16 protein-coding genes are annotated in these 17,792 nt (G+C 39.1%); 7 read left to right on the forward strand and 9 right to left on the reverse strand.

The features are described from left to right. Nucleotides 1–29: 29 nt before the first annotated feature. Together BWD42_RS08835 and BWD42_RS08840 are read right to left on the reverse strand one after the other, a co-directional pair. Entirely contained in the window at nt 30–347 is a 318-nt protein-coding gene (locus BWD42_RS08835; protein WP_077435105.1) for a DMT family transporter, read from the reverse strand. A gap of 78 nt (nt 348–425) precedes the next feature. Further along, nucleotides 426–983: a Crp/Fnr family transcriptional regulator gene (locus BWD42_RS08840; protein ID WP_077435107.1), complete on the reverse strand. Its 558-nt coding sequence runs from the start codon at nt 981–983 to the stop codon at nt 426–428. A 275-nt stretch (nt 984–1,258) separates the two neighbouring features. Here BWD42_RS08840 and BWD42_RS08850 point away from each other — a divergent pair, with 275 nt between their 5' ends. Beyond that, entirely contained in the window at nt 1,259–2,203 is a 945-nt protein-coding gene (locus BWD42_RS08850) for an MBL fold metallo-hydrolase (protein WP_077435111.1), read from the forward strand. A 138-nt stretch (nt 2,204–2,341) separates the two neighbouring features. Here BWD42_RS08850 and BWD42_RS08855 read toward each other — a convergent pair whose 3' ends face one another. Next, entirely contained in the window at nt 2,342–2,941 is a 600-nt protein-coding gene (locus tag BWD42_RS08855; protein ID WP_077435113.1) for a nitroreductase family protein, read from the reverse strand. Between the two features lie 142 nt (nt 2,942–3,083). Between BWD42_RS08855 and BWD42_RS08860 the strand changes: the two genes are divergently transcribed. Next, a complete protein-coding gene (locus BWD42_RS08860) occupies nt 3,084–3,383 on the forward strand; it encodes a winged helix-turn-helix transcriptional regulator (RefSeq protein WP_217700033.1) in 300 nt (99 codons plus the stop codon). Between the two features lie 139 nt (nt 3,384–3,522). On the opposite strand, the gene BWD42_RS08865 is transcribed toward BWD42_RS08860, so the two are convergent. Beyond that, complete coding sequence (locus tag BWD42_RS08865; protein WP_077435117.1) at nt 3,523–4,431, reverse strand: NAD(P)/FAD-dependent oxidoreductase; 909 nt, start codon at nt 4,429–4,431, stop codon at nt 3,523–3,525. Between the two features lie 144 nt (nt 4,432–4,575). Further along, complete coding sequence (locus BWD42_RS08870; protein ID WP_077435119.1) at nt 4,576–5,172, reverse strand: class I SAM-dependent methyltransferase; 597 nt, start codon at nt 5,170–5,172, stop codon at nt 4,576–4,578. A gap of 463 nt (nt 5,173–5,635) precedes the next feature. Here BWD42_RS08870 and BWD42_RS08875 point away from each other — a divergent pair, with 463 nt between their 5' ends. Further along, entirely contained in the window at nt 5,636–6,298 is a 663-nt protein-coding gene (locus BWD42_RS08875) for a DUF1349 domain-containing protein (protein ID WP_077435121.1), read from the forward strand. Between the two features lie 50 nt (nt 6,299–6,348). Here the strand turns inward: BWD42_RS08875 and BWD42_RS08880 are convergent, their stop codons facing one another. The 4 genes from BWD42_RS08880 to BWD42_RS08890 form a co-directional block, all read right to left on the reverse strand. Further along, nucleotides 6,349–7,134 (reverse strand): response regulator transcription factor, encoded by a 786-nt coding sequence (locus tag BWD42_RS08880; protein ID WP_077435123.1) that lies wholly within the window; start codon nt 7,132–7,134, stop codon nt 6,349–6,351. 102 nt (nt 7,135–7,236) lie between these two features. Next, entirely contained in the window at nt 7,237–9,792 is a 2,556-nt protein-coding gene (locus tag BWD42_RS08885) for a BamA/TamA family outer membrane protein (RefSeq protein ID WP_077435125.1), read from the reverse strand. A gap of 285 nt (nt 9,793–10,077) precedes the next feature. Next, nucleotides 10,078–10,221: a hypothetical protein gene (locus tag BWD42_RS24690; RefSeq protein ID WP_175992002.1), complete on the reverse strand. Its 144-nt coding sequence runs from the start codon at nt 10,219–10,221 to the stop codon at nt 10,078–10,080. A gap of 71 nt (nt 10,222–10,292) precedes the next feature. Next, nucleotides 10,293–10,742 carry a DUF1572 family protein gene (locus tag BWD42_RS08890; protein ID WP_077435127.1) on the reverse strand — a complete coding sequence of 150 codons (450 nt, stop codon included), beginning with the start codon at nt 10,740–10,742 and terminating at the stop codon, nt 10,293–10,295. A 554-nt stretch (nt 10,743–11,296) separates the two neighbouring features. On the opposite strand from BWD42_RS08890, the gene BWD42_RS08900 reads away from it, so the two are divergent. The 4 genes from BWD42_RS08900 to BWD42_RS08915 all read left to right on the forward strand — a co-directional run bounded on the left by BWD42_RS08900 (nt 11,297) and on the right by BWD42_RS08915 (nt 17,785). Next, nucleotides 11,297–12,598 carry an ATP-binding protein gene (locus BWD42_RS08900; RefSeq protein WP_077435132.1) on the forward strand — a complete coding sequence of 434 codons (1,302 nt, stop codon included), beginning with the start codon at nt 11,297–11,299 and terminating at the stop codon, nt 12,596–12,598. Between the two features lie 104 nt (nt 12,599–12,702). Further along, nucleotides 12,703–13,302 (forward strand): TetR/AcrR family transcriptional regulator, encoded by a 600-nt coding sequence (locus BWD42_RS08905; protein ID WP_077435134.1) that lies wholly within the window; start codon nt 12,703–12,705, stop codon nt 13,300–13,302. Between the two features lie 78 nt (nt 13,303–13,380). After that, entirely contained in the window at nt 13,381–14,577 is a 1,197-nt protein-coding gene (locus tag BWD42_RS08910; RefSeq protein WP_077435136.1) for an efflux RND transporter periplasmic adaptor subunit, read from the forward strand. Nucleotides 14,578–14,596: 19 nt separating this feature from the next. Continuing rightward, nucleotides 14,597–17,785, forward strand: a complete 3,189-nt coding sequence (locus tag BWD42_RS08915; protein ID WP_077435927.1) for an efflux RND transporter permease subunit — start codon at nt 14,597–14,599, stop codon at nt 17,783–17,785. The last annotated feature ends 7 nt before the right edge of the window (nt 17,786–17,792 follow it).

The raw sequence follows: 17,792 nt of genomic DNA on the forward strand, positions 1-17,792 counted from the left end.
CAAAGCGATATCAAAATCCCTGATTGTTATTAAAATATTTTTAAGCCTACAATACCCGCCACGATTAACGTTGCCGACAAAAGTCTAAAGACGTTTGCTGAATCGCCGAAGAACAATATCCCGACCAGCAATGTACCGACAGCACCTAAACCAGTCCAAACCGCATAGGCTGTACCGATTGGGATAGCTTTTTGCGCGTAAAACAATAGTCCTCCACTGATAGTCATCGAGACGACAGCCAATATAATCCAACCAAATTTATTGCTATCTGGCTGTTGGGCCATCTTTAATCCTAAGGGCCAACCAATTTCAAAAATACCGGCAATAATTAATGCAATCCAATTCATTTTCAATTATTTAAATGATCCTTCACAAAAGTAGTGACTTGATCGGCTGCATTTTTTGATCTATATCAAAATCGTTCCTTATCGTCTGATCCGGCTCAAAGTCTCCTGTGTAATGCCCAGATAGGATGCAATGTGACCGAGGTTGACCCGATTTAGCAAATTTGGTTGCAACTTGATAAGTGACTGGTAACGTTCTATAGCAGATTCGGTATGCAATGAGATAATACGTTCCTCGAGGACGATACATACCTCCTCTGCAATTTTTCTTCCGATAAGGTTTAACTCGGGATATTTACGATAGAGTTCATTCAGATCATCCACAGCAATTGCATAGACCTCCGAATCTTCAAGAAACTGAATGTTCTCAAAGGAAGGTTTTTCTGTATATACAGGTAATATCGATCCAAAAATTTGATTTTCTTCACCAAACCAGCTGTTGAGTTCCCGCCCGTTTTTAAAGAAATAAGCACGAATGAGACCTTTACTTAGTACAAAATAACTGGATACATGCTGGCCCTCTTTTAAAAAATGTTCTCCCTTACGCTTCGAAAAATAGTTGATCCTTTGTTCGATCTCTTTTTCGGCTGCTTCATTGAGATGCCCGTATCTTCTGAGTTGCTGGATTAATGGATTCATGACTTACTATAGACTAATGGATCTGAAGATACAAAACTCTCAAAAAAACGGTGAAAGATATGATAAAAAAGTCTGGTGTACTGTATCTTTGTTTAAACGGCAATCCTATCAATTAAAATTAATCCGTTTGGAAAAAAGCAGTACAAAAATCTATACATCGAAACATCGCGTTGAAGAATTCAAGTTGGGATCCGTTATCGCTTCAATCAATAAGTAAAAAATAATGTAAATTTGACCCATCCTCATTTAAGGATGGGTTTTTAGTTTAATATGGTATGAAAAAAATATTCTTTTCTTTTGTCGCGCTCATCGCATGTATTTCCTCCCAAGCGCAACATTTTGACTTAATCCCTTTAGGTATATATGGTGGTGAACAAGAGGATAATCTATCGGCCTATCTGGTCGGAACTCCAAATGACACTGCATTTCTCTGTCTTGATGCCGGTACAATAAATACCGGGATACGAAAAGCCATTCAGCAGAAAAGTCTTCATGGAACAGAAGAAACAATATTACACAATCAAATAAAAGGGTATTTTATTTCTCATGGTCATTTAGACCATCTATCCGGTCTGATTATCAATTCTCCGGCGGATAGCAAAAAGAATATTTTTGCTCTTGCTCCTGTACTTCAAATTTTGCAAAACCATTATTTTATAAACGATACCTGGATTAATTTTGCTGATCAGGGTCAAAAACCCATTCTTGGAAAATATCATTACAGTGAATTGCAAGAAGGTATAGAAGTTGCCGCACAAAATACCCCTTTCTTCCTGACGGCATACGAATTAAGCCATGTAAATCCATATAAAAGCAGTGCGGTGCTGCTGCGCCACCATGATCATTATCTGCTTTATCTCGGAGATACAGGTGCTGACCGGGTTGAAAAGGCTGACCGAATTGACAATCTTTGGAACAATATTGCTCCATTGGTCAGAAAAGGTCAATTAAACACGATATTAATTGAGGTGTCTTTTCCCAATAGTCAAGCCGAGAACCTGCTGTTCGGTCATCTTACCCCTAATCTGTTATTAGAGGAGTTAAACAAACTAAAAGATAAGATCGGACAAAATGATTTAAAAGCATTAAACATTGTGGTCACTCACCGAAAACCAACAAGAGATAATCCAGAAATCATAAAAAAGGAGCTCCTAGAGAACAATCCTTTAAAAGTAAATTATATTTTTCCTGAGCAAGGAAAAAAGATTAGTCTACCTTAACCATATCTGATAACAGGATGTATCAAAGTGCTATTCCCCTAAAATTGAATTGCTAAAAGAAGGCAGTCGAGGTTACGAACAAAATTAAAAAACAATAGGGACGATCGATTTTTTTGGCCGCCCCTATTATTGAAAGAACTATATGGACTGAATAATATCCGCCATATTCAAACGTGACTTAGCTGTTATACTTGGTTGATTTGAATCCTCCGCATTGCGATAGCCAATGGCGACGGCAAATAAGGTATGGTATTGCTCAAGTCCCAAAATTTGATCATAACGATCATTCTCAATTCCCTCCATTGGTGTTGCATCGATATTATTTGACGCACAGGCCGCAAGAAAAAATCCCAAAGAAAGATACACCTGCTGTTTCATCCAGGATTGCACATGTTGTTCTCCCTGTGATTTTAAAAAACGATGGTAATAATTTATCGATCCCTCGGGAAGCGTGCTGTTGATCTGCTCCTCGAATCGCTGCACATCGTTAAGAGCACTAAAGACGACCAGATGACTTGCCTCATTAATTTTCTCTGCATTCCAATAGGATGCTTCAGCTAATTTTGTTTTTGTCTCTCCATCTGAAATGAAGAAAAACTTCCAGGGCTGGCTATTGATAGATGATGGACTCAAGCGAAGTATTTCCTTTAGCTCAGCAATCTTGTCCGCTGAAATTCTTTCTGTTGAATTATACTTTTTTGTTGTATAACGTTGTTTTGCTGTTTCTATAAATGCCATAACATGCAATTTTAAATTAACTATATTTTTTATAGTTGCAAACTTAAATATAGTGTTATATATTTGCAATAACGGTCAAAGTTGATAGTAACAGATGTATTTGATAGACAACAAACAATACCCATGCAGTACCAGCCTGACAATGAAATACATAGGCGGAAAATGGAAAGCAGTCATACTCATTCATTTAATTGAAAAAAAACGTTATAATGAGCTTAGAAAAGAATGTCCAATGATTACCGAACGTACATTGAGCCTACAGCTGAAGGAGCTGGAAGCTGACGGTTTAGTTACGAGGACAGTACACACAGACAAAGCGCCATTAAAGGTCGATTATGAACTTACGGATTTTGGCAGGACACTTATTCCTCTATTGGAATCTATTGCATTATGGGGCAGGGAAACGGCAAGTAGAACCGGAACCGTTCAACAGGTTAAATAGAATCCAGGTAATAGCTGTACTTATCTAAAAAAAAGTAGGCCCTCTGTTCATAAGAGTCTTCATTCGGAAGCGTCTATCCCGATCGCTTCCGAATGAAGTTGAGATTAAATTTGTTGTGCGGCAATATTTCAAATCTACATCAGAAGTTTTCTTCAACCAATTCTTTATTAACCATTGCTCCAGCTAAATTTCCCGCTGCTACAGCATTAGCAACAGACCGCATCATGCTCGCATTATCGCCGCATGCAAAAATCCCTTTAATAGTTGTCTTCTGAAAATTGTCAACGACAATGTGCCCTTGTTCAGTCAGGTCACAGCCCAACTCAACAGGAATACTTGAATGCTGCCTAAAAGGGATTGCTGCATATACGGCATTAAATGCTATTGCTTTGTTGTCCTTGAAAATCACTTTTTCCACCCAGCCATTCTTGTGCTGGATTTTACTAACCGGTTCATCTATGACAGTTACACCGTGCTTCTTCAATTTTGCAGTCTGCTCCGCACTGAAATTTGCTTCTCCAGAAGTCAGTATTGTCAGATCGGTGGAGAGATTGTTGACTAAAGATGCCAAATGTAAAGCCCGTTCACCGTTAGCCATAATTGCTGTTTTCTTGCCCCTGAATTCATATCCATGGCAGTATGGACAATGGATAACCGAAATCCCCCAACAGGCCGAAAAACCTTGGATACCTGGCATGATATCTTCTACCCCAGTCGCAAAAATCAACTTTTTTGCACTAAATAGTTCACCATTTTCAGTATTGATTTCAAAGCCATTGCTTGTTTTCTTTCCACTTACAGCAAGTCCTTTCTGGAATCTTACTGTTGGATAATTTAATACCTGCTCTTTCGCTTTTTTAGCAATAACCGATGGTTTTTCGCCATCATGAGTTATGAAATTATGCGAATGCGGTGTCTGTCTATTACATGGTAGACCACTATCAATAATAAGCACCTGACGTAGTGATCGCCCCAGTGCCATTGCTGCCGAAAGTCCCGCATAACTTCCTCCAATAATGATGACATCAAAATTTTTATCGTCTTTCATCTTTATAAATTTGATTTTAAATGCTGATGATACTGGCAGATTTATGGACCTGTAAGTAAGAGGTTTTCGTCTCCCGAACGTATTCATTCCAACAGGTGAATTAAATAAATCACAATAGTTTCATCTATGATTTTCTTGTTTATTCTATTTTTTACAAATGATCAAATAAAAAGGATAATTCTCTTCAACTTCCTTAATTTCAATCAACCCATATTTTTCGAACTCTGACCGAATAGACTCCAAGTCATAAAAGAACATGCTAACACCTCCAAACATTTCAAAACGATCGGTGCCTATGGCAGCCCCCTGCCCATAAATATTCGCCTGTTTTGACACGGTCGTAAAGATCATGTAACCATCGTCGGATAACTGCTCGTAACAGTCATGTATAAATTTCGCCCGCTCCTCAGTTCCCAGAAGATGTATAAGTCCGTAACAGAATATACCACCATATTTTTTGGTATCAAATGGCATATCTACGACCGAACCATGATGTATGATCGTCTGACTTCCAACATATTTTCGGGCGATTTCAATTGCTGTATTGGACAACTCAATTCCGGTAACAGCTATTCCATGATCAAGAAATACATGACCATTTCGCCCATAGCCAAAGCCCGGAATAAGGATTTCCTTTATATTTTCTGCTATAAAGAAATCTTTCGCCAGATGTGCTGAATGAGCAGGACTACCGCCCCACATCTCCCCTTTTTCTATAAAATTACGTTCCCAAAACTCCATATCTGTAGGCTTTTACTTTAAGTATACGGTCTATTTTTTTATTGAATTCTGCCTCCGATAAACTCTTTAATTTCAATAATGATAGAACGAAGGTAAGATATTTTATTATTGCAACTATGTAGCAACATTATTAAATGCAATTAAATTGCAAATAAATTACATTTAAAGATCGCTGTTCACATAATGGTTATTTATCAGTATTGAAAAAGACAGCATGCCAACGATATCTTTGCCTTTAGAAAAAAGAATACACCTCTTGCTAAAAAGATTATAATGAAACCATCATGATTTATTTAATTCACTTGCTGGAATGAATAACCGAGCAAAGCGAGCTCATGAATGCTGCTTAAAACATACACTCGATGAATAAATCTGATAGCTTCATCACAATTGAAACCGCCGAAGGCAGCATGAATGCCTTAAAGAAAAATGAATGACAATATGAATAAACAAATTTATACAGATGAAAAAAATAAAGACACTTTTTGCGGCTTCATTGCTTCCTCTCTTCGCTACACAGGTCTCTGCACAACAATTGGACAAAATGACCTGGTTTAACGAACCTACGGAATGGACAGTCAGTAACAACTCCCTTTCCATGTTTGTCACACCCAAGAGCGATTACTGGCGAATATCACATTATGGATTTACCGTAGATGACGCACCTTTTTTCTACACGGAGAGAGGGGGTGAATTTGAAGTGAAGGTCAAAATTTCGGCCAAGTATAAAAATCGATTTGATCAAGCAGGCATCATGCTGCGTATAGATCATGAAAATTATATAAAAGCGGGAATAGAATTTGTCGATGGCAAGTACAACCTGAGTACTGTCGTCACGCATCGAACCAGCGACTGGAGCATCGTACCAATAGATAAAGAAATCCCTTTTATATGGATAAAAGCAATTCGAAGATTAGATGCTGTAGAATTCTTTTATTCTTTTGATGACAAGGAATATGTGATGATGAGAAATGCCTGGTTACAAGATAATCATCCTATCATGGTCGGTTTGATGGGTGCATCCCCGGATGGTGATGGCTTCCAGGCTAAGTTTGAACACTTTGGGATCAAACATCTTCCAGACCAGCGTCGAACCAAATGGCTAAAAGAAAATAATTCCAATTAAGCAACTTAATTTCAGGTCTGTCAAAAGCTAGTCTTTTGACAGATTCTTTACTATAGCGAAGTATCATCTTGGTCATACATTTTATTGTATATACTGATCGCTTCATGCGAGTTGCGCACTCGTAGTTTTTGCAGAATATTCTGTCGGTGCCGATTGACGGTATTAACGCTCAAAGCTAGCTTCTCGGCAATTTCTTTACTGCTCATACCTGCTCTAATACAGCGCAAAACCTCCTTCTCCCGCACACTCATGACATCCTTCATCTCCTGTTTATCAAGCGGAAAAACTTCGCCGCTGAACTGATTAAAAATATAGTTTTTCTTACTTTGACGATCTTCTCGATCAGGCATTAACGTATAGCAGCATAATGCCAGTTGCGGAAATTCTTGACCGGGAGTAGCCAAATAGATAATTTGATGTGACATCAACATAATTTGCCCATCTTTTCCTTCTACGCGGAGTACACTATTTGCCTGATATCGAAAACGCTCTTTCGGTTCGGTTTTCTTGACCAGTTCAAGAAACTGCAGTTCAAGTGCATGTTTTACAGCTAGATCTTCAGGGTGTACGCGCTCTAGGAGAAAATCCTCCCATATACTATTGATCTCCAATTTTCTTTTAGCTGAACTCAAATGTAAACGTTCAGCAATCTCGCCCATAAAGGTAAAACTCCAATTGGCTGTCAGATCACTCAATACCACAACGCCGTTATGGATGTCGGCATATGTTTTGGCATATTGCTTATAGTATTTCAAGACAGATAGGTCTACACTTGTATTTCGCAGTCCTTTACCAGCAAGATTTTTATTTAGTGTCTTTTTTAAATCCGATCCCATAGTTAAATATTCGCAAGTTCATGGACATCCCCGGACCATTTTTAATTTATATACAACCTGACCGGACTTTTCGCAGCTCTCCCGTTAGGCAAACATTTACGCTTAAAAAGAAAGACCGATCCGAATATAAGGCAAAGTCGCCTCTTTGCTAAAACCCAGCACTCCTTGAATCGTTAGAAGCTCTCCCGGCATAAAATAAATTCCTCCGCCATAGCCCATATGCCATGTATCTGAACTTTCCGCTGTCATCCAAACCCGACCAACATCGTAAAAACCAATCGCTCCTACCGTTCCCGGAACAAGATAAGATGAATAACTGAACAGTTTCAATCGCATGTCAAAATTATTATATACAGCTGTCTTCCCTGTAAAGCGTCTTGAATTATATCCACGCAGACTCATCTCACCCCCGATCTGTGCATGCTGATAAAAATAGGGATCTCCCCAAACAGCATCTATCCCCGTCCTATTCGCAAATGTGATGTAGTCATTGGCAACTGTTTTATAAAAACTCATCGCGTGATGCAGCTTTGTATATTTCCGTTTCTCGCCGCCAATCTCAGCATTCCACCCTACTCTGGTATAGATATGTATACCTGATTTTGGATTTGCAGCGTTATCACGTGTATCATAATCTATTCCCCCAGTAATTCCTGTAAAAAAATTGCTCCCATAAATAGGTTCAGAAGGAAACTTAGTATTAAACTCCTCAAAGTATTTTCCAATATTATTGGCCTCTTTACTGTTGTAATACTCAGAAGATGAACCATAAAATAATTTCAGTTTAGGATCTAGATACTTTTCCAGAAAAATATCGCCACTTACGATATCAAATCTATTTCGATAGTAAGAAATACTCTTTGAATCCGATTTTTCAAACAAGCTGTTGTTTCCATAACCAAAAAAATTGCTCAGATTCCTAGGGCCAAGTGATGAAAGGTGAATAGAAAGATCCTGATCTGCAATCAGTTTCTTAAAGTGACCTTTGTAATCAAACATAAATGATTCGCGTCCTGTTAAATAATTGGCCATAAACTGGTGCCGATAAGCATAAGGTTTCTTCCTAAATCCTTGATTTTCTATCAGGTATCCTAACCCAAAAATCAGACCGCGGTCAACACCATAATCCAGATTGACCACAACTCCTTTACGATCGTATACAAAATTATCGTAGTCAAATTGGTGAATAGCGGTATCTGCGCTCAATTTTAGTCGCACATTTTTATCAACCTGAATGTTGGAAGGCTGTTGATTTTTAGAATCATAAATATAAACCTTACGGCCATTGACAAATTTATCAGAAGTACGATATAGATCTTCACCTTTTCCACCTATTAAACGAAGTTTGATAGGAGATCGGCCCGATCCATGGATTTTATATTCATCCGAGCCTGAAATCCCATAGATTCTGATTTCCTCGGTTTGACTGGGTAAAAAAGTACGTTTTATAAGCTTTCGACCCTCAGTACCATCCTTTTTCTTATTGTGTATATTGACCGATACAGAACCGTCTTTATTGTAATCGATATCAACGAATTCAGATTTGGCAGATAAGGGCAAATCAACAACACGGGCAAGAAAACGGTAATAGGTTAACCCACTCTCCATGAGATCGTCCCTTCTGGATCGAATATTTGTTTCCAGTTCATTCGCACTTAATTTTACGATACTATCAGGCATAGTGAGCATAGCCTGATGAATCAGCGAATCAGTAAGTGTTTTCTGAACAAATTTTATTTCATCGATCCATTCGTCTTCTGTAAGATGGGTAAGAAAAAAATGATCAAAATGACGTGCGTTAAAATTCCAATGAGCCACATTACGTATATGTGGGTTAAATGGTTGTAAGTGGGCCTTTAACCATTGATAGGAAAGTAAAGTCGGAAACAGGCCCGAAGTTTTATAATAAACCTTATCCCGATCACGTGGTACAGGGGTATAAATCTTTTTGCCCTTCTCTTTTTCGGGATCCCATCGCCAATTATCTTCATGACGGTCCCAATCCCCTAATGTAAAATCGAGTAATCGTGACCTTAAAGTTAGTTTTTGCTCAATCTGGGTATCATTATCTTCCAGTACCTTTCGGATGACTTTTGCACTATTATCTGTCTTTTGGTCTTCAAAAGGTGTACGTGCCTCAAACATATAAGGTCTATTTTTAAAGACCTCGCGATACTCGCCAAATCCAGGATCATCACCAACAAAAACGAGTTCTGGAGATGCATGTGGAATACCTAAGGCCTTATTAAATGGCGGAACAGTCAGAGCACCAAATGGATGTTGTATCGATATTTGATCCTGAACGATATCTTTTGCAAATGTTTTTCGAAGACTTTCCGGAAGACTGCGTTCCGGATATTTCTGTATAGACCTGAGCACCCATTCTCTACCAGAAGGATCGGCCATCCGAAGTGATTGGGTCTGCATCCCCCCGCCCAGTTTAATAATATGAAGTCCCCCTTTTTCAGTTTGAAGATCCATAACACGCATTTTTACAGGCGTATTATATAATTTACGGTAACTATCGCCCAACCAGAAACGATGAATCAAGCCCACTCGGTCATATTCAGGTGCAATTACAGATGTAATACTGTCAATTTGTTGGCCCTGCGAATTTAACGCACAACAGCAGGCAATTAAAGTAAATATTCTTCTCATTTTATCTAAGTCGGTCTTCGGTGGAATCAACACTCAAAATAACATATGCAGGTATCTTTCCGCATTAAGCAATAGATCAATAGTTGCCTGTCCTAAATAATCAAAGTACTAACTGTCTATTCAGGCTAAAGTTCATATTTTAAAGCATGGAATCAAAAACTTTCTGTTCCTTTTTTTAGCTGAAATCCCATATTTCCATAAAATTTGTTGCTTTCTGTTCGTGGCACTTACGCGCAAACGAATACAACCTTTCATTTTTTTTACGCTACCGCCCTATTCTCCAACTTACCTACCAACAACGATATCCTTGGTCGCTTCTAGAATCGTCAGCATTTCTTTCAACTTTTCGGCATCATTGATATGCTTCAACCGTACGATCAAATAGGTCGCCTCTTTATAGTCAGTTACTTTAGCGCTTCTTATTCCCATTGTGCTATAATTTGCGTTTCGAATTTACTGCATAACAGAAAGCCCTTATAATAAGATAATCAAGCACAAAACTAATGTATATCCAGCAGACGACGATGATAATTGATCTGCCCTAGATGATAGGTTAAATGTGTCGTTAAATGCACCAATAAATACTCCGTTGTTGTCATCTCGTCAAATACCAAAATAGGATATTCTGCCGCGAGATCATCTTCTTCCAGCTTATCCAAAGCCTGATCAACGACCCTGATCGTATCATCTATACCATCTAAAAGCACCGTTCTTGGAATATCCCGTAATGCAAACTCTGCCTCCCTATTTCTGATATAACCTGTTTTTCCGATCTCCGCTCCAATATACGTCTGTAAATTCCCTATCAAATGCAAGCATAAATTTCCAGCTGAATTTGCGATACTCCGATCAACAATCCAGATATTCTCTTCTTTACTATAGGACGCAATTTCTGTTTTCAATCTATTTAGATCTCGATAAAATAGACTCTTCAATGTTTTTACAAGCATAACTTAATTTCAATATTTTTCACTATAACATCTTTATCATTTTTCTCAATCAAAACTAACGCTTTCAGAATAATAATAGTTTCCATATGCAAGGAAAAAAATCCCATCAAAATTCTGAAAAAGTAGGCTTAAACCTATTGACAAATATATCCAAGAAATATCCATAAGATATTGTAATTTTATTGATATTAACGAGGGTTTACGTATGCTTCCAAAGATTCCAAAAGCGACTTGGCTCATTTTTTTTATTTTAACAGTAATCATAACCATCCTATTTTCGAAATTTGACAGTCCCTCGGATGGTAATGATACGATTGGTTTTCCCTTTTATCGGTACCTGGGCGGAAGGCATTCCCCAGAACCAACGGACAGAACATATTTCAACGGCATATATCTTCTTCTGAACCTTATTATCTATTTTGGAATCTCTTACGCCTTAACTTGTTCTATAAATAAGATTAAGAGTAAAAGAGTTAACACGAAGTAAACAATCTATTATGTGAATCCTGTTATTTTTAACGCTTTAAATTTTAATTACAAGAATTGCTATCACCATGAAAAAAAACACGCAGATAACCAACTTGAGTATAGAATCCGCCGGTTTACCTAAAGATCCAAAACTGGTCATTGCTGAATATATATGGAACGGCTTTGACGCAAAAGCTACCGAAGTCGACATTGCAATTGATAGTAACGAGCTCGGTTATATAAACAGTATCATCATCAGCGATAATGGAGAGGGGATCGTTTTCGATACACTCCCCTATTCATTTGGTAATTTCCTCGATTCGGTAAAGAAAACTAGCATCAAACGAAGTTCCTATACAAGAGGGAAGAAAGGAAAAGGCAGATTTTCTTTTTCATTGTTTGCGACAAGAGCGATCTGGAATACGATTGTAAGAGAAGAAGGAGTTTTAAAAACATACCGTATCCTGATCGATAGGGACAGCAAAGAACAATATGACGTTAGCGAAAGTATTCTGGTAGAAAATCTGCACACAGGCACCCAAGTGAGATTGGAGGGCGTATTCGGGCTAAATTCATCCCATTTGGAATCCCAAGAATTTATAGATTTCATGGCGCAGGAATTTGGCTGGTTTCTTTACCTTAACCGCGACCTAGGCTATACAATACGAATTAATGGAACACAGTTAAAATATGATCATCTGATTCAAGAAACGGATCTGCTATCTTGGACTTTATATAGTCCTGAAGGTGATTCCTCCTATACTTTTCAGGTCAATTACATTCGTTGGAACCAGCAGATCGGAGACCGCTATTACTATTATTTGCGCAATAGCGAAAAAAGAGAAGTGGCAAAAGTTCTCAGTAGCTTTAACAATAATGCAATAGATTTCCATCACTCTGTCTATGTAACATCCAACTTCTTTGACACGTTTGAACAGGAAGATATCAGCGTATCTACTGACGTAAATCTCTTCACTGGCAAAGAAAAACAAGTTGTCTACCGTAATCTGCTTGCCGAATTGCGCGATTTTCTCGATCGTAAACAGAAAAAATACGTTCGTGAAAACGCTGTTGCTGTCAAACTCAGCGAATTGGAAAAGAAAGGATTTCTACCCCATTATGACCAAACAGAAAAAGACAGGAAAAGAAAAGAAATACTGCTTGCATTGGTTCAGGAAATCTATATCATAGATCCGCGCATCTTCTTTGGAGTCAAAACCGACCTGATCCGTACCTATTTAGGTTTCTTGGATCTCCTACTCCAAACAGAGAAAAGTGCAGAGATTCTGCCCATACTCGAACAGGCAATTCCATTGTCTGACAAAGAGCGGATCCGAATAAAACAGCTCCTAATACTTCCAAATAATCTCGATAAAGGAGTCATTTAAGCAATATTGAAGTGTATTTTTATTTAATGACTTTTCTATGTCATTAAATAAAATAAAAAGTTTCAATTTTGCTTAACACTGTTAAATCATTTATGCATTAAAGCATGGGTAGTAAAGAACGTATACAACGCCTCAAGGACGAGAATAGAACAAATATTCTCGATGCAGCTCTCCAAATCGTGAAAGAAGAAGGATGGCAAGCATTGAGTATGCGTAAGATTGCGGATATTATCGAATATACCGCGCCGATGATTTATGAGTACTTCGCAAATAAAGATGCAATTTTAAACGAACTCGCCAACCAGGGTTATCTCTTACTTGCCAAAAAAGTCAGACAAGCCAAATCAACTCAGTCCGACCTGGAGAAACAATTGGAAGCAATGTGGCTAAGTTATTGGGATTTTGCATTCGAGGAGCGCGAATTATACCAGCTCATGTTTGGCGTTGGAACTGCCTGCTGTGGATTTGAAAAAACGTATAAGTGTGCAGAATCCCATGGCAAATTGATTAGTGATGTGATTCGTGAGATCATGAAGGATAAAAATCCACCGGAAGATTTGATCTGTAGAAAGTATTTTACATACTGGTCAATTATACATGGGCTGATATCAATCAACTTGGTTAACCAGGGTAATGGTGAAAATACCAACCAAGAGGTGCTAAAAGACGCAATCTACGGCATCACCCGCTCGCTTACTGACTAAATTTTTTTACAGCAAAAAATACAACGTTAAAAAATCTAACACCGTTAAATACACCAAAACTTCAATTTTTAATATCACATGAAAACAAATGTATCACAAAGTCTTAAGAAGATTTACATTCCGGCACTTAACAGTGTTAAACGAATTAATATCGTAAAGACCGCATATGTGCTTAGTGCAATCTTTTTATACAGCTGTTCAACAGGAACCAGCAAACCTATTGACCCTCCTCCTGTTAACCTTCCTGTTGTTGCCATCGAAAATGGTAACGAGACAGTCTATCAGGAATATCCAGCAACAATAGAAGCCTCGGCTAATATTGAGATCAGACCCCAGGTTGAGGGGATTTTGGAGCAGATATTTGTCGATGAGGGTGCCAAAGTCAGTAAAGGACAGGCGCTTTTTAAAATTAATGACCGGCCTTACCAAGAGCAGTTGAATCAGGCCAAAGCCAATCTATTGGCAGCGAAAGCAGCATTGGAAAATGCTGAACTGGAGGTGGAAAAGAAAACGAAGTTAGTAAATACCAAAGTATTGACTGACTTTCAGTTAAAGACAGCAATCAGTGCACGTAATGCTGCAAAAGCGAATGTTCAATTGGCAGTATCCGCGGTGGAGACCGCTAAAATCAACGTAGGATACACGCTAATCCGCGCCTCAGCTGATGGATATATCGGAAGACTACAAAGAAAACAAGGTAGTTTAGTAGGACCAACAGATCCACAACCATTGACAGCATTGTCAAATGTCAGAGATCTCCATGTTTATTTCTCATTGGGAGAAAATGATTTTATTGCTTTTAAAAATAATACGGAAGGTAATAATCTTCAACAAAAATTGAACAACCTCCCTCCGATCAGTTTAGTTCTTTCCGATCAGACGATCTATGATCAAAAAGGAAAAATAGATATGGTCGATGGTCAGTTTGATAAAAACACGGGTGCGATTACCTTACGCGCAACATTCAGTAATCCTGAAGGCGTTTTGCGCAATGGAAATACCGGCCGTGTCAGACTCCCAAAGAAATATGACCAGGCTTTATTGGTACCACAACTTGCTACACTTGAAATGCAAGACAAAATCTTCGTGTATACTGTCGGAAAAGAAAATAAAGTTGTACAGCAACCCATCACCGTCATTGGAAAAAGCGGCGCAAACTATCTTGTAAGTAAGGGAATCAATGCCGGAGACCGCATTGTTTACAAGGGTATAGATTTACTTCAAGATGGACAAAAAATCACGCCACAACCTTTATCAAAAGACAGCATCAATTAATATTATAAACAACAAACTTATGCTTAAGAAATTTATAGAGAGGCCTGTACTTGCCACCGTCATTTCCATATTACTTGTAATACTGGGAGTGATTGGTATACTGAAGCTGCCCTTACAGCAGTTTCCGGATATTGCCCCTCCAGCAGTACAGGTAACAGCATTATATCCCGGTGCAAATGCCGAAACAGTACTTCGGGCCGTGGCTCCTTCCTTAGAAGAATCCATCAATGGTGTCGAAAACATGAGCTATATGAGCTCTACCGCCAGTAATGATGGTTCATTAATGATCACGGTCTATTTTAAACTTGGCACCGATCCTGACCAGGCTGCTGTCAATGTGCAGAACCGCGTGGCACAGGCTACTAGCCAACTCCCTGCCGAAGTAGTTCAGGCGGGAATTACAACGGCCAAACAACAAAATAGCTTGATCATGGTATTGGATCTATATACCGAGGACGAAGGTAAATATGATCAAACTTTTATCACCAACTACGCGCAGATTAATATCATTCCCGAGCTTAAACGTATCCCTGGAGTAGGACAAGCATTGGCTTTCGGTGGTAGTAAAGATTATTCCATGCGTGTATGGCTTAATCCAAATCAAATGGCCGCCTACAAATTAACTCCGGAAGAGGTTATGGGGGCAATTCAAGATAAAAACGTCGAAGCTGCTCCAGGAAAATTTGGGGAAAGCAGCCGTGAAGCTTTTGAATTTGTCATCAAATATAAAGGTAAGCTTAACCAAGCAAGCGATTACGAAAATATCATTATACGCTCAAATACAGATGGTTCCGTCTTGAAGCTTAAAGATGTAGCTCGTGTTGAACTGGGATCCTATACCTACGCGAGCCACACCCGCATTAATGGTAAAGCCGGACTCAACATAGGGGTCATGCAACTAGCGGGGTCCAACGCCAACGAAATCCAGATTGCTATTCAGGAATTTATGGAAAAAGCTTCCTTGAGCTTTCCAAAAGGTGTAAAATATCTTGTTTTATACAATACCAAAGACGCGCTTGACCAGTCTATTGATCAGGTTAAACATACCTTGATCGAAGCTTTTATTCTGGTCTTTTTAGTTGTTTTTCTATTTCTTCAGGATTTTAGATCCACACTGATACCGGCCATTGCGGTACCTGTGGCGATTGTCGGGACATTTTTCTTTATGCAACTATTTGGATTCTCCATCAATCTATTGACATTATTTGCACTTGTACTGGCAATCGGTATCGTCGTAGATGATGCGATTGTCGTGGTCGAGGCCATACATGCCAAAATGGAACATAATAATCTCCCACCCAAATTGGCGACGACCTCTGCCATGAGTGAGATCACCGGAGCCATTATCTCCATTACCCTGGTTATGTCCGCGGTATTCCTCCCAATTGGTTTTATGGAAGGTTCGACGGGAGTTTTCTATCGACAATTTGCCTTTACACTAGCTATAGCCATTGTAATTTCAGCGATCAATGCATTGACTTTAAGTCCAGCCCTCTGTGCATTATTTTTAAAGCCTACGCATCATAACCACGACGAGACGAAGAAACTTAATTTCAAAGAACGTTTCTTCACAGGATTCAACGTTGGTTTTGACCGCCTGACCAAAAACTATTTAGGCAGCTTACGTTTTCTGATCCGTTACAAATGGGTAGCTTTTGCGGGACTGGGTATCACCTTATTGCTGACAGTTTTTATGATCCGTCGTACACCTACCGGATTTATCCCTTCCGAAGACCAAGGTTTTATCGCTATCTCACTATCGATGCCTGCTGGAGCCTCGTTGGATCGCACCTCAGGTGCTTTGGCAGAAGCTGAAAAACAGCTTCAACATGCTGATTTCACCAAGACATTAAACGTTTTGGCCGGTTTTAATATTTTAACGCAATCCACCAGTCCTTCTGCGGGCGTTGCTTTTATTCTGCTGAAACCACATGAAGAACGTGGTAATATCAAGGACATTAACGCCATTATGGCTGATGTCAACCAACGTTTGGCAAATATCAAAGGTGCGAATTTCTTTGTATTTACCTTCCCTACGGTTCCCGGATTTAGTAATGTCGATGGTCTGGATATGGTTCTTCAGGATAGAACAGGTGGACAACTTGGCAAATTCAGTACAGTAGGTCAAGGTTTTATCGGAGAGCTCATGAAACGTCCCGAAATCATGATGGCCTTTACAACCTTTAAAGCCGATTATCCGCAGTACGAACTACAGGTTGATGATATTAAAGCCGAACAACTTGGTGTTAGTACCAAGAGTATCTTACAGACTATGCAAGCCTACTTTGGTAGCGCGCAAGCGTCAGATTTTAACCGATTCGGAAAGTATTATCGTGTGATGGTCCAAGCGGATGCAAAAGATCGTAGCGAACCAACTTCTATGGATGGAATCTTTGTTAAAAACAGATTGGGCGACATGGTTCCTATCAATACGCTGGTCAAATTGGAACGTGTATACGGTCCCGAAACGGCTTCACGTTACAATCTATTCAATTCGATCGGGATAAATGCAATTCCAAAACCTGGCTATAGTTCAGGTGATGCTATCCGTGCCGTAGAAGAAGTGGCCAAACAGCATTTGCCAACTGGATTCACCTACGAATTTTCGGGTATGACGAAAGAAGAAATTGTTTCCGGAGGTCAGTCTACGCTTATTTTTATACTCTGTTTGATCTTCGTGTACTTCCTTCTTGCGGCACAATATGAGAGTTACATTATCCCATTAGCCGTTATACTTTCTATTCCAACAGGTATATTTGGTGTCTTTGCAGCAATTAGCCTCACCGATACTGCCAATAATATTTACGTTCAGGTAGCGTTGGTCATGTTGATCGGATTACTAGCGAAGAACGCTATTTTAATTGTCGAATTTGCCATTCAAGGTCGAACACAGGGAATTTCGATACCAAGCGCTGCGCTTAAAGCTGCGCGCTTACGTCTGAGACCTATTATCATGACATCCTTGGCGTTCATTGTCGGTATGATTCCCATGATGACTGCCGTAGGTCCTTCGGCACAAGGTAATCACTCGATCAGTATTGCAGCGGCCGGGGGAATGCTTAGTGGGGTTGTATTAGGGCTTTTTATTATTCCTATCCTCTTTATCGTATTCCAATTTATACAAGAGAAAGTGAGCGGTACGCCAAAAGAAAAACAGCTGGAGAATGAGCATATTTCTTTGGAAATTCCTGTGCATACAAATAACTAGTAAACAA

The sequence above is a fragment of the Sphingobacterium sp. CZ-UAM genome (assembly GCF_002000245.1).
Classification (GTDB): Bacteria; Bacteroidota; Bacteroidia; order Sphingobacteriales; family Sphingobacteriaceae; genus Sphingobacterium.